Consider the following 14,017-nt stretch of genomic DNA (forward strand, 5'->3'; position numbering starts at 1 on the left):
GTCCCATCACTCTTCAAGCGTCCCCTCTACATCCAGATATATGCTGCGCAGTTTCTCACGCATACTCTCTGTTGCTCTCCACATGCCTCTCTCAATCGCCTCCAGCAACCGTTCAACTATGTTCTGCAGAGCATGTGGATTTACCTCCTTCAACCACTCCTGCATATCCTTATCAAGAGCATATCTGTTTGCGAGCTCCTCGTACATCCATTCCTCAATAACCTCAGATGTTGCATCCCATCCAAAAACCACATCCACCGTCCTGGAGAGGTCTCCTGCGCCTTTGTAACCATGCCGCTTCATGCTCTCGATCCACTTGGGGTTCAGTATTCGAGCACGGAAGATGTGCATCGTCTCTTCAGATATACTCCTCACCTTCACGCGTTCCGGATCAGAGCTGTCTCCGCAGTAAGAACGTGGTCTATCTCCTCTGAACGCTCTAACAGCTGCGATCATGCCCCCATGATATGAGTAGAAGTCATCGCTGTCGAGCATGTCATATTCTCTTGTATCCTCGTTCTTGACGGTCAGCTCTAACCTGCAAAGGCATTTCTTAAAAGATTCTGGTACTATCGTTCCATATTCCTGTCTTGTATAAGCATATCCACCCCAGGTAACATAGATCTCAGCAAGGTCTTTCAAATCCCTCCAGTTTTTGGAGTCCACTGCCTCACAGACGCCTGCGCCGTATGCACCTGGCCTGCAGCCGAAGATGCGATAGGATGCCTCTATCCTTGCCAGCTTCGGATCAATGCCATCATCCAGTTTCTCATTCACATCCTCTGCCACATGTCTGGCCAGATAGTTCATATCATGTGGTTCGTCCAGACTGGCCACCATCTCCACCGCTTCATCGATCAGATGAACTATATTTGGAAAAGCATCCCGAAACAGGCCGCTTATGCGTATCAATACATCTATACGTGGACGTTTGAGCTCCTCTAGGGGTATGACCTCCAGACCCTGGACTCGTCCGTTCCTCCGATCCCAGATGGGCCGAACACCTATGAGATACAATGCCTCTGCGATATCATCCCCCTTTGTACGCATTGTGCTGCTACCCCAGATCACCATCCCGATCGCCTCTGGATAACGACCCTCTTCACGAATGTAGCGCCTCAGCAGAGCATCTGCATTTGCGACCCCCACATTCCAGGCTGCTGGAGTGGGTATCGCCTGAGGATCTACGGAATAGAAGTTCCTGCCAGTCGGAAGTATATCAGCCATACCGCGAGTTGGAGCTCCGGAGGGTCCGGAAGGCACGTAACATCCCTCTGATGCAGCCAACAGATTGTTCAGCTCATCCTCTGTAGAAGTTATTTTTTGGGAGAGCTTTATTATATAATTTAATACCAGCTCTAACCTCGCATCTCTTCTTCCCAGAATCTCGTCCTCTACTTTGGGAATGGATTCAGGGTCAAAGCCATTCTCACGAAGTTTAGCTACGAGGTGCAGGGATAGCTCGTCGATATCTTCAAGTAACTCTCCGCCAGTCTTCATTCCAAAATATCTTCCTCTGCCGGCCATGAGACTGCTGTAATCGTAACCCATAATTAAAGCGAGCGTTTCTCTCAATGATGGTACCTCGCCATTTTGAAGTCTCGTGAGCGAGACCAGGAATTCATCAAGGCGAGTATCTTTTGGCGGCACCCCCAGAACATGTAGACCATCTCTTATCTGCGTGTCTGCGATCTCGTTCAGGTAATCGTGCAACCTCACCAGCAGTTGATCGAAATCGGATAATGCTGTATTCTCATCGATACCAAGGTCGCGGTCCAGCCTGGCCTGTACGACCTTTTCCCATACGATTCTCTTCATGCTCTCAAGCTTTCCCGGATCCTCTGATGCAGCATGATGGTAATCTCGGAGCATCACCTCAAGCTCAGCAAGATGATCGTAGAGGTTCGCCCTGTGCATCACCGGAACAAGGTGATCTATAATACAGCAGTAACTTCTTCTCTTCGCTTGTGTGCCCTCCCCTGGATTGTTGATGATGTACGGATATATGTTGGGCAGGTCCGATATTGCAATATCAGGAAAACACGAATCTGAGAGTCCAACAGATTTCCCAGGAAGCCATTCCAGTGAGCCGTGCTTTCCTATATGCATTATCAAGTCTGCCCTGAAGATGTCACGTATCCATCTGTAGTATGCATAGTAATGATGCGGTATGGGCAGATCGGGACTGTGGTAGATCGCAGCTGCATTCTCCAGAAAGCCGCGTGGTGGCTGGAGACCGATGAAGATGTTGCCATTTATGATACCAGGGATTAGAATACCACCTCTGTGCACAAAGAGCTCCCCCGGTGGGTTGCCCCAAGATTTTACCATTCTTCTACGAATGTTGATCGGCAGCTCGTCAAACCATTTCATGTACCGCTCTCGCGAGACGCTCGCTACTGCTCTGCTCTTCATCTCCTCCGGGCTTCTCAGCCGGTTATCATTTGTGAGATGCTTTTTTATATCTCGTATCAAAGCATCTCCGCTCTCCGGAATCTCATATATACGGTATCCTGCAGCCTTGAGCACACGCATTATATTCAAAACCGAGGCAGGGATATCAAGACCGAAAGCTGTGCCGATGCGATCGTCTCGAGGCGGGTAATTGTGAAGGATTATGGCAACCCTTTTCTCATCGTTTGGTTTATGTCTCAGCCTGGCCCAATTCAGGCTCAGCTGAACGAGCTTCCGGACCCTCTCCGGAATCGGCTCAAGCCGGGTCACTGTCACCCCTGTCAGAGGATCTCGCTCAGTTCTCTCTTTGGCAGCCACCGGTACCGTGATGAGATCTCCATCGAACTCTGGCATTGCAACACTCAACGTGATGTCCATCGGAGTCAAGCCACATTGCGACTCCTGCCAATCTTTCAGGGAATTATAGGTTATGATTGCCTTTATGATGGGTACTCTGAGCCTGGAGAATATCGATGATCCCTCTGTACAGGATCTCATCGATATCGAGAACATCAGAGGGTTGATCAGCACATCTATTATCGGCCTGCCGTTTTGCATGAAATAGTTCTCGATAACCCATTCTGCGCCTCTCGTCCCCAGATCCTCATCCTTGAGGGAGTACATGAATACAGGGATCACGTTTGCACCTGCACGTTCAACCTCTCTGATCATCTCATCTACAAATGCGGTGTTTCCCGACTGCCAGAAGCTGTGGTAAAACCAGATACCAACTGTCAGTCTGTCCTCTCTGCATCTCTTCTGCATGTACTCCTCGAGAGAGGGAACATGATCGAACTCCGGATGGTATATCCCCTCCCAGACAGACTTCTCTGGATCTCGAAATGCATATTTAGCACCGGCAAATCTATTCGCTAAGTAGAGGACGAGATTCCTGAAGTTCTCCCTTCCACCGTAGCTGATGTACTCTGATACAGTTTCATAGACATCTTCTGTGACGGTAGATACTTCCCTGAGCTCCAGATCATGCTCCGCAGATCCTGACTGGGCAAAGATCGGAACCCCTTTCTCGGAAAGTCGTTTGATCAGCTCATCGAAACACGGAAGGCTCTTCTTTCCCCCCATCAAGCTGAATATTATGATGTGAGAGCTGATTGCAAAATTTGTCAGCTCTTCGATCTGTTTGAGGTCAGAGAGATCGTCTCCAGACCGCAGCTGCAGCTCAGCTATCTCGCCCTCTTTATCGAGAATCTCCCTGAACGCTGTGACGAGAGGCACCACATCCTTGGATTGCTGAGTCGTTATGTAGGCAATTCTGACCTTCTCCATACGAGACCTCTTTTTCAAAGTTGGATATGATTTAATTCGTCCAGAATAAATATCTAAAAATTCATACTATTTTGGTACTTCAGGATAGACAAATATCCTGTCATCTGGATAGTCCAGACCTGTTATCCTCTGATATTCCTCCCAAATCTCATGGGGGTCCAGATCTGCATCCGGATGCAGCAGTTTGGCTATATATGCCAGACCAACCACATTCTCCAGCCCGGAAAGCATCATAGAATGACAGAGAAATACCCTTTCTGCGTTCACCGCACTGATGCTGGCACCACCCGGCCGGTCAAGAACTTCATTAAGTTTCCGTTCCAGTTCTACAGTATCTTCACTTGGCGACGGCTCCCAGCCGACAGAATCTGCTGAGTACCATACCAGAATCACATCGGGATTCTGTGATACAACCCATTCCCATGATACCTTGGGGAAGACCTCTCCCAGCGATCCCGCGATGTTATCCCCGCCAGCTATTTTGACAAGTGTGCCCATTCCTGATTCTGGTCCAAACGCTGTAAGCTCGCCCAGTCCTTTAGAGGCTCCAGATTCAATATACACCCGAGGCATTGGCTGGCCTTCCACAGCAGATTTCACCAGCTCTATCTGCTTCTGTCTCCATTCGTTGATCTCTCTTGCCTTCTCCTCTTTACCCAGAATAACTCCCAGCTTGTACAATGAGTCTGTGAGGTTCTCTGGGTTTGTGAAGTCCAGTGCAATCAGCGTTATGTTCTCGAACGGAGCAAACCCCTTCTCAAAGGAGTCGATCGAGAAGGACATTCCCTTATAATAGTAGCATAGTACTATGATATCAGGAGTTATGGTATCTCCTCTCTTCGCTATCTCACCAACCAGCTCGTAATCGAACGACTTCCATGTTCCGACCACCTGCTTGTCCGTAAGCAATGGATACAGCTCTGGATTTTTGGGTATGAAATCCGCGACCCCAACCACCTTATCAGCAGCATCCAGCGCCATAAGAGCTCTGGCAGCACCGCCATTCTGTACGATTATCCGCTCCACCGGCATCTTGATCTCAACTTCACGCCCGGCAGAGTCTATTATCGTCCTGGGATAACCCTCGTCTGCATGAGCAGTCGAGACAAGAATGCATGCTAAAAGAGCGACCTGCAGAACAGATTTTAGTTTCATCTCAAACCTCCAGATCAAATAAAGTTTATTTAAATAAGATGTACTTTAACTAAACATTATCTTAAGTAAAACAAATTCATCTTAATAAAAGTTTTGGTGGGATCGTCGGACCTGTCCGAATAAGGATTAAGTGTCTTCTCCATCCACAAGGAGTAAGCCACAGATCTCCGAATTCATCTCTTGTCCGGACAGGTTCCGCACAACCACCGAAAATCCACAGCTTCTGCTCAACAGGTTCGCGAATGGTCAATCTGCTAGAGGTTCGTTGAGCTACTTGGTGATCAGGGAAGATACAGTCCCCTTGAAGACATTTAAATAAAACCTAATTATGAAATTTCGGCGCACACATGATGGATAGCAGCAGAAGCAGCAGCCAAACTATTAATATGATGATGTGATGCATCATCGTCTCTCTGTTATCAAGAACTCCAAGCCTCGTGATGACCGCATGAATAAACCTCTCTGCCATAAACCTCACGTTTATTATTGTTATTCGCTGATTGTTAATAAATTTTCCTAATCAATTCCTGGACCTGTCCGAATGAGGAATAGGTGTTTCCGACCTGCGGAAGGCGGTAAGGTTCGGATTTCTGGCCTCAGCTCTTATTCGGACATATCTCAATTTCTAGACGTGTCCGATTAAGGATTGAGTATCTCCTCCACCCAAAAGCAGTAAGCCACACACTTCTGAATTCCTTATTCAGACAGATACCAATTTCTCATAATGTCAGAAGAAGAGCGAGCTCAGAAATGTGTGGTGAGCGTTACAGTTTTTGTTTAGCGGAGAGGTCTTCACATTATTCTGGCATGTTCATCTGGATCACGGAAGGGTGAGGCCTTCAGGTACACCATCTCTGCTCTTCAGAGTGGAATCGCCGATTGTGTTAATGTCAGGGGTTCCCGGCACAGACAAAATAACACTGGTACCCTGTTGGTATAAAAATGGTTCTCGCAAAGGTCCATTTTCATCCATATCTACGACCTTGGGTCATGGGTGTTTTTTTATGATTATCTTCAGCCACACCGATGGGGATAACTTCATATCCTAGTTATTCTTCCTGGAATACCAGAAGAATATCAGAGGAACACCATGCCGAAGGTCACGGTTGAGATACCACAACACATCATAGATGATGTGAACAGGCACGTAGGGAATGGAAAGAAGTTCGTGAGCTTCTCAGATGCCGTGCGCACCGCTCTCAGGAAGATGCTCGACCAGCTCGATGAGATCGACAGGATGCGGGGACGCCTAGAATGAGAATGGGCTTATCGATGGAGTTCGACGCGGCCCACCACCTTCCCATGCATGATGGCAAATGCTCCCGGATTCATGGGCATACATACAGGGTAGAGGTTGTTCTCCAGGGAGATCCAGGAGATGATGGTATGATCATAGATTTTTACATGCTGAAAAAGATCGTGGGCAGGGTGATCCAAGAACTAGACCATAACAATCTCAACACAGTTCTCCAGAACCCAACCGCTGAGATGATCGCATCTCACATCCACAGAAGACTGCACGAGGAACTGAAGATGACCGGTTTATCTGATAAAGCCACACTTCTCTCGGTCAGGCTCTGGGAGGGTCGCGACAAGTGGGTGATGGTAGATGGGTAGAGCTGTGTGTCTCTGCTCCGGCGGCCTAGACTCGACCGTCGCCGCGACGATCGCGCGCAGATCCGGCATGGATGTCTATCTCATACATGTCAGCTATGGGCAGCAGGCGGAGCGGAGAGAGATCGAGGCGATCGAGAGGATCGCAGATGCGATCGGAGCATCGGATCTGATGTGCTCACGTATCGATTTGTTCAGGAATATCTCGGCACTGACCACCCAGGGCGCCAGGATACCGCGGGGCGAGGAGGTCTCGCTCGATTCAGAATCCACACCGCCGACGTGGGTTTACTGCCGCAACACCGTGCTGCTCTCGATGGCTGCCGCATACGCCGAGTACCTCGGAGCACATAGCATCTACGTCGGCTTCAATGCTGAGGAGGCCATGTCATATCCGGATAACAGGCCCGAGTTCGTCGAGCAGTTCAATGCGCTTCTCGAGAAGGCGGTCGCATCGTTCAGCCGGCCTCCGAAGGTTGTGGCGCCGCTTGTGGACATGAGAAAGAAGGATATCGTGCGTCTCGGCGCTGATATAAAAGCCCCTCTGGAGCTCACCTGGTCCTGTTATCTGAATGGAGAGATCCACTGCGGTACGTGCGAGTCATGCCAGCACCGCAGGCGAGGGTTCGTGGAGGCTGGGATCCCTGATCCGACAGAGTATCAGCACTGAAGGCTATATCGGCGAGATCTTCACCAGCCTTCAGGGAGAAGGACCTCTTCTCGGGCGAAGACAGATCTTCGTGAGGCTCTCCGGATGCTCTCTGAGATGCAGCTACTGTGATACCAGAAAGTATCTGAAGCGCACAGAGATGTGCAGGATTGAGGCTTCTCCTGGCTCGCGCGTTTTTGTTGAAATCAGAAACCCCATCACCGTGGATAAGACTATCGAGTGCGTGAAGCTCCATGCGGCTCCAGGGATTCACAGCGTATCGATAACCGGAGGGGAGCCCCTGGAGCAGCCGAAGTTCACGGAAACACTTGCAGAAGATCTGAAGAGCCTGGGTATGAGGGTCTACCTAGAGACGAACGGCTGCTCATTCGAGTACTTCTCGAACATCGCGGAGCACATAGATATCGCAGCGATCGATGTAAAGCTGCCAGGCACAGTTGGATGCAGCAGAGTTCAGTGTGACAGTCTGATAGAAAATGAGCTCGCATGTTTAAGAAGATCATCTGAGATGGGCGTATACACGATAGCAAAGTTGGTTGTTCTGCCCGATACCGCAGAACACGAGCTGGAGCGCGTCTGCCGTGAGATGCCATCTGTTGATGCTATCGTGATACAGCCGGTCTCCGGTCAGAGGATGAGCGAGTCCAAGCTTATGGCACTCCACAGCATCGCAGCAAGGTATCTCGGTCCTGAGAATGCAATGGTGATCCCGCAGATGCATAAAGCTCTGGGCATGATGTGAAAGATGTCAGAACTTCATGCTGCCAGGGAAAAAGCCGGGCATCCGGGGTTCTGGATCTGCAGATGGTGATAGATAGCCCAGAGCCCCTGCAGTTCTGTACGGCTCGCTTTCAGCGCATCATGCCTGTGCTGGAGTCCAGAGCGCTCCCGCCAACATCCTCTGCAGCCTTCTTCTCGCGCTCCTCCTTGCTGAGTGGCTTGTACATCTTCCTGTACTTCTCGCCCCTCTCGTCCCTCTTCCACTCCTCTAGCTTTCTGTCCAGCGCCTCGAACATGTACTTCTCGGCCTGCTTGATCGTATCGAGATCTCCACGCAGCACGAGTATCTCCCGCTCGTCGACCTCCCCGATCACATCGACCCTGGCGCGCCTCTTCACAAGATCGACCTCGAACTTCTCCACGAGCTCCCTTATGACGCTCACCGGTATGCCCGGAGGTATGGCAAGATCGTAAAGCCCCTCCAGGTCCTTCTTACCGCTCTCCATCGCAAAGACCTCAGATCAAGTTAAGAATCGAGAGATTTAAGATTGTCGAGATGCCTGGCGGGTCTCGCCCTAGCGTGATGCCCGGCCAGCACATCCACTTTCAGAGAGGAGACATGAGCTGCAGTGAGATCAAAATTACTGAATGGGGTAGTATGAACTGACATCTACAGGCGGATACACAGCTGTTGGTCCTCACTCTATCCCCGCCTCCCGCAGTATCTTGGAGGCCTTCTCGCGCCACTCTGCGATGTCCTTCATCGTCATCACATCTATCGAGCCGCCCTGGAACCCGCCGTCTCCGACCTTTTCCTCGATCCACCCCTCGATCTCGAGGTACGCGGATCTGAGCGAGTCCAGAACCTCAGGGTCCGCATCCCACAGTCCCCTCTGATGGGCCTCCAGCAACCTCCTCCCGATCTCCTCGAGCGCCCACGGATTGCTATCCTCAAAGAACCTGCGCATATCCTCATCGAGCACGAAGGTCCTCGCTATATCATCGAAGATCCAGTCATCGACCTCCCTCGTCGTGGCCTCCCAGCCGTAGACCCTGCCAACCCTCTTCGAAATATCTCCAGCGCCCTTGTAGCCGTGACGCTTTATCCCCTCAATCCATTTTGGGTTCAGAAGCTTTGTTCTCACGACCCTTCTTATCTCATCGGCAAGCGTCCTTATCTCGATCCTCTCACTGTCCCTGGTATCCCCGTAGTACGTGGAGATTTTGTGCCCTGAGAGGCTCTCAGCAGCGTTCGTCAACCCCCCATATGTGCCGAAGTAGCAGCAGCAACCGAGGAGATCGTACTCATCGGTGACGGTCTTGTTGAACGCCACATCCACCGAGCTCAGCATCTTCTTCAGCGCTCCTGGCGCTGGATCTCCGAAGATGTCCTTCCCATAGGCATAGCTGTTCCACTGCATGAACACATCCGTGAGATCCTTCTCGTCCTTCCATGCCGAGGCATACACCGCCAGATTCACGCCGCTCCCGTAGGTCCCAGGGGGGCTTGCAAAGATCCTCAGAGCCCTTCCATCCCCGCTCTCGATCATGTGCTTTCTCACATAATTCATCTCAGGCGGTTCATCCAGAGATGCCACATCCTGTATCGCAGAATCGAGAAGCTCTATGCATCCCATGAAACAGTCCCTCGTGATGCCGGATACGCGGACAGTGAGATCTATGCGGGGTCGTTTGAGATCCTCCAGAGGCATTATCCTGTACCCGCTTACCCTTCCGCCCCTCCACACCGGCTCCACGCCCAGAAGATAAAACATCTGTGCCAGCTGCTCCCCGTCAGACCACATTATGTCGCTGGCCATCCAGTACATCGCCACGTTCTCGGGCCATCTCTTGTGCTCGCTCCTGTATCTCTCGAGGAGCTTTTCAGCAAGCTGCTTTCCTATCAGGGCCGCTGCCTGCGTCGGGACGTTCCCCGGGTCCAGGGAATACATGTTCCTGCCGGTCGGGAGGACCTCAGGCTTTCCTCTTGTGATCAGCCCTGAGGGCCCTGGCCTGACGAACCCACCATCGATCGCATGCATCAAACTCCCCATCTCATCAGATTCGTCCATCCGTCTGGATATGTCCAGGACGAGCTCCCCAATCTCTGGATCCGCATCCCCTCCGCTCAGAACCGCTCTGACAGCATCTTTGAGATCTGCGGAGCTATTGACCAGTGGCTTTGCGATGGCGCTTATCATCTCCACCCTCTTTTCGCCCTCCGGGACCTCGCCGAAGATGTGCATGCCATCTGGAATGTATGAGCTGTATATCTCTGAGAGCTTTGCATGTGCTCTTTCGAGGATCTCCTCGAAGTTATCATGATCGTGACCCGCTCCAAGCTCCCCTGCTAGATTTGATCTCTCCAGGAGCTCCAGGATTATGTGCTTCAGAGCATGTTTTCTCCCGTGATCCTCAGCCTTTCTGTACTCCGCTATCCTGTCGTCCAGCTCCTTGAGCTCGCCGTAGAGGCCTGCGGTGGTCATCACGGTCTGCATGTGATCGACGATCACAGCGCAGCTCCTGCGTTTCGCAACGGTCCCCTCCGGAGGATTATCGGAGTTGTAGATGTAGAGATGCGGCGTGTCGCCTATCGCGATATCGGGGAGGCAGTTCTGCGACAGAGCAACAGACTTTCCGGGGAGGAACTCGAGGTTCCCGTGTGTTCCCACGTGGATTATGATATCCGCGCCGAAATCTTTCTGGAGATACCTGTATGTCGCCAGATACTGGTGCGGAGGCGGGATCTCAGGATCGTGGAGTATCCTGCACGCCTGGCCATCGCATCTCGCCCCTGCACACCCTCTCTTCGGCTGGACGCAGACCACGACATTCCCGTACCTCCTGCCGGTGACGACGATCTTTCCCTGGTAGACCATAGGCGCAGGTGCCCCCTCCCTGGGCTCGCCCGGCGGCATCCCCCATGCGCTGCAGATCTTCGACCTGCTCTCCTCAGTGAGCTCGTTGAACCATTCGCTGTACTTTTCCTGATCCACAAGCGCCAGCGCTCCGCCCCTGCTCACTATCTCCTGGACCGTCGTCCACCTGAACTCGGAGATCGCCTTGTGATTCAGTATGTCCTCTATCAGCTCCTTCCCGTTCCCTGGGAAGGAATCCAGCGTGTATCCGAGCTCTGCGAGTCTGGACATTATCCGCGCCACGCTCTCCAAAGAATCGAGATGCGCCGCAGCTCCCACAGTTGCCTCGACGGATGCGCACGGGCTGTTGTGGAGTATGAAAGCAATCCTTCTCTCAGACCTGGGCTTCGATCTGAGTCGTATCCACGCTCGGATTCTTCTGACCAGTTTCTCAATGCGCTCCTCTATGGGATGGTGGACCTCTACCTCATCCCCCCACATCTCCTTTCTGTAAGCTACGCCTATCGGTATGTTCTCTATCAGCCCCTCGAACTCAGGCAGTGCTACAGACCAGCCGATCTCGCCCGGATCCATGCCCTTTATGTCCTCCCTCCACTCCTCCTCTGTCTTGTGATAGAGTGTTAGAGGATGCAGGACAGGTACATCGATCTCCTCCAGGGATCTCAAGGAGACCTCAACGCTTCCAGCGTGGAATACCGACTGGAGATTTATGATCAGATCCACACGACCTGAGAGGAAATCCCTGACCACCTGATCTATGGGCTTTGCGTCCGTCTGTTTTGATCCTACGCTGCCGAGACCGAATGCAGCGATCACATTGAACTCCCGCTCAAGGGATCTTATGAGACGATCCACGATCTCCAGATCCCCGTTCGCCCAGTATGTTCTGAAGAAGAGAATTCCCACGGTGTGCTCATGCCTGAACGGTCTCCACTCCAGGTACTCCTCGATCGTGCTGAACGCCTTCCTGGAATCAGGATGGTATATCCCCTGCCAGAGCGTCTCCTGAGGTTCTCTGCAGGGGAGATCGAGACCGAGGACCTCTCTTCCTATGTAGAGAAGCATGTTCTTGATGTTCTCCAGGCCGCCGTAGACCACGTACGCATTGACTGCGGCCACGACCTTCTGGGACACATTCCGGGAGAAAGACCAGAGTGCGGGATCGAAGCCGAATGCTATGACTGGCTTATCTGTCTCCAGCAGCTCATCAAACCTGCCATCGTGCGTGGGATGTACGAGAATTACGTCCGCTTCATTCAGGGATCGTCTGCATTCCTCAAGCGTTTCTGAATCGAAGAGTTCCTGGACCGACCAGACCCTGAGATCTATCCCGAGCTCAGCGCCTGCCTGTACCAGCAATGCCTTGTCACTTGCCCATGTAAGCGCTCTCACTCGCATGCCATCCCTCCGTTGAGGGATCTTATGGGGATGACAAAGGGCCGCTCGAGCTGCATGACCACCGCCTCCACGCTGTATACCTCTCTTATGATATCGGGCGTGAGGAGTGACGATGCGTCGCCGGCAGCCCATATCCTGCCGTTTTTGAGCACTGCGAGCTTGTCGACGAATCGCGCAGCGAGATTCAAATCGTGTACAGCCATCACCGCGGATATGCTCTTTCTCTGCACCATCTCCCTGATGATCTCCATGACCTCGAGCTGGTGCTTCATGTCCAGGTTTGATGTTGGCTCATCTAAAAGAAGGACGGACGGCTCCTGGGCCAGTGCGCGTGCTATGAGAACCTTCTGTTTCTGGCCGCCGCTGAGCTGGCCGAAATCCCGCATCGCGAGATCCTCGAGATGGAGGAGCTCTATGACCTCTGTTACGATCTCAAGGTCTCTATCAGATACCCGCCAGCTGATGTGCGGCCTCCTCCCCATGAGTATCGTCTCGAAAACGGTGGTGCCCATCGCGCTGCTACCCGACTGGGGGACGTACCCGATCTCCCTGGCGATCTCACTCCCCTCCATCGAGGAGAGGTCTCTTCCGTCGAGGAGTATGCTCCCCCTTGGCTTCAGTATCCTGTCGATGCATTTTATCAGGGTGGTCTTTCCGGAGCCGTTAGGGCCTACGAGCCCGAGGATCTCTGAGTCCCCGACGACCAGGTTCAGATCGTTCAGAATCAGATTTGAGCCGTAGCTGAATGATACGTTCTGGATGGTGATCTTCACCAAAACTCCTTCCTCCTTTTCATGAAGAGATAGACGAAGAACGGCACTCCCAGGAATGATGTCATTATTCCAACGGGCAGTATGACCGGTGCGAGAACAGTCCTCGCGAGCGTATCGGCTGCGAGGAGTATAACAGAGCCCATGAGCGCGGATCCAGGGATAAGAAACCTGTGATCTCCGCCTATGACCATCCTGGTCATGTGCGGCGCCACGAGACCTATGAAGCCGATGGTGCCCGTGAAGCATATCACGCTTGCTGTAATGAGAGATGCAAAGATCATGGAGAGAACACGTATCCGCTCAACATTCACCCCCAGACTCTTCGCGGTCTCATCGCCCGCCCCTATCGCGTTTATGTCCCACGACTTCAGGATCAGATACGGAAGACAGATGATAATCATAAGCGCTGATGCATAGACCTTATCCCATGATGATCTTCCGAGCGAGCCCATCATCCAGAACACAACCTCCTGGACCTGCTCCGCTCTCCCAACATACTGGAGAAAGGATGTCATCGCTGAGAAGAAGTACATGATCGCGATGCCCGCGAGGATCATCGTCTCGGGCGTTATACCCTTGTACTTGGCCAGACCGTAAACCGCAAAGGTTGCAAGTAGCGTGAAGACGAACGCGTTTCCTATTATCAGGTACTCGCCGCCCGCAAACCCGGCTCCAAGAATTATGGCGAGCGCTGCACCAAACGATGCTGCTGATGATATCCCGAGCGTGAACGGACTCGCCAGCGGATTCTTCAGTATGCCCTGCATCGCAGCACCCGCGACACCGAGCCCGGCGCCTGCCACCACGCCCATCAGAATCCTGTGGAGCCTCAATCCCCACACAATCGTATCCGCAAACCAGGTCGTCTCGAAATATCCTGGGAACGCCCTGGCGAGTATCGCGCTGTAGACCTCGAAAACAGAGAGGTTCGCAGAACCCAGTGTCGCGGATATCCCTGCTATTATCACTATACTCAGGGAGAGGGCTGCCATGAACAGCAGCTTCCTCCCCACGAATCTGGTGTACTCCTCCTTCAGGGCGATCCTTGATTCCATGCAGTCCATCTG

The 14,017-nt window shown here is 52.2% G+C and carries 10 protein-coding genes; 4 read left to right on the forward strand and 6 right to left on the reverse strand.

Features of this window, described 5'->3' with window-relative positions; translation table 11 throughout:
- Positions 1–6: 6 nt before the first annotated feature.
- Positions 7–3,741, reverse strand: coding sequence for a cobaltochelatase subunit CobN (gene cobN, locus MTHE_RS02205; RefSeq protein WP_011695624.1), 3,735 nt, complete (start codon positions 3,739–3,741; stop codon positions 7–9).
- Positions 3,742–3,807: 66 nt separating this feature from the next.
- Positions 3,808–4,896, reverse strand: coding sequence for an ABC transporter substrate-binding protein (locus MTHE_RS02210; RefSeq protein WP_011695625.1), 1,089 nt, complete (start codon positions 4,894–4,896; stop codon positions 3,808–3,810).
- A gap of 1,090 nt (positions 4,897–5,986) precedes the next feature.
- Here MTHE_RS02210 and MTHE_RS02215 point away from each other — a divergent pair.
- Genes MTHE_RS02215 through MTHE_RS02230 form a run of 4 tightly spaced genes read left to right on the forward strand, consistent with a single transcriptional unit; the run spans position 5,987 to position 7,922 of the window.
- Entirely contained in the window at positions 5,987–6,154 is a 168-nt protein-coding gene (locus MTHE_RS02215; protein WP_011695626.1) for a ribbon-helix-helix domain-containing protein, read from the forward strand.
- Positions 6,151–6,513: a 6-carboxytetrahydropterin synthase QueD gene (gene queD / locus MTHE_RS02220; protein ID WP_011695627.1), complete on the forward strand. Its 363-nt coding sequence runs from the start codon at positions 6,151–6,153 to the stop codon at positions 6,511–6,513. The genes MTHE_RS02215 and queD overlap by 4 nt, the downstream gene beginning before the upstream one ends.
- On the forward strand, positions 6,506–7,180 hold the full coding sequence (gene queC, locus MTHE_RS02225; RefSeq protein WP_011695628.1) for a 7-cyano-7-deazaguanine synthase QueC: 675 nt from the start codon (positions 6,506–6,508) through the stop codon (positions 7,178–7,180). The genes queD and queC overlap by 8 nt, the downstream gene beginning before the upstream one ends.
- Complete coding sequence (locus MTHE_RS02230) at positions 7,083–7,922, forward strand: 7-carboxy-7-deazaguanine synthase QueE (protein WP_175265703.1); 840 nt, start codon at positions 7,083–7,085, stop codon at positions 7,920–7,922. Before queC ends, MTHE_RS02230 begins: the two co-directional genes overlap by 98 nt.
- Positions 7,923–8,031: 109 nt before the next feature.
- On the opposite strand, the gene MTHE_RS02235 is transcribed toward MTHE_RS02230, so the two are convergent.
- The 4 genes from MTHE_RS02235 to MTHE_RS02250 all read right to left on the reverse strand — a co-directional run bounded on the left by MTHE_RS02235 (position 8,032) and on the right by MTHE_RS02250 (position 14,014).
- Positions 8,032–8,406 carry a hypothetical protein gene (locus tag MTHE_RS02235; RefSeq protein WP_011695629.1) on the reverse strand — a complete coding sequence of 125 codons (375 nt, stop codon included), beginning with the start codon at positions 8,404–8,406 and terminating at the stop codon, positions 8,032–8,034.
- Between the two features lie 192 nt (positions 8,407–8,598).
- Positions 8,599–12,177, reverse strand: a complete 3,579-nt coding sequence (locus MTHE_RS02240; protein WP_011695630.1) for a cobaltochelatase subunit CobN — start codon at positions 12,175–12,177, stop codon at positions 8,599–8,601.
- Positions 12,168–12,953 (reverse strand): ABC transporter ATP-binding protein, encoded by a 786-nt coding sequence (locus MTHE_RS02245; protein ID WP_011695631.1) that lies wholly within the window; start codon positions 12,951–12,953, stop codon positions 12,168–12,170. The genes MTHE_RS02240 and MTHE_RS02245 overlap by 10 nt, the downstream gene beginning before the upstream one ends.
- Positions 12,947–14,014, reverse strand: coding sequence for a FecCD family ABC transporter permease (locus MTHE_RS02250; protein WP_011695632.1), 1,068 nt, complete (start codon positions 14,012–14,014; stop codon positions 12,947–12,949). The genes MTHE_RS02245 and MTHE_RS02250 overlap by 7 nt, the downstream gene beginning before the upstream one ends.
- Between the last annotated feature and the right edge of the window lie 3 nt (positions 14,015–14,017).

The organism is Methanothrix thermoacetophila PT, assembly GCF_000014945.1.
Classification (GTDB): Archaea; Halobacteriota; Methanosarcinia; order Methanotrichales; family Methanotrichaceae; genus Methanothrix_B; species Methanothrix_B thermoacetophila.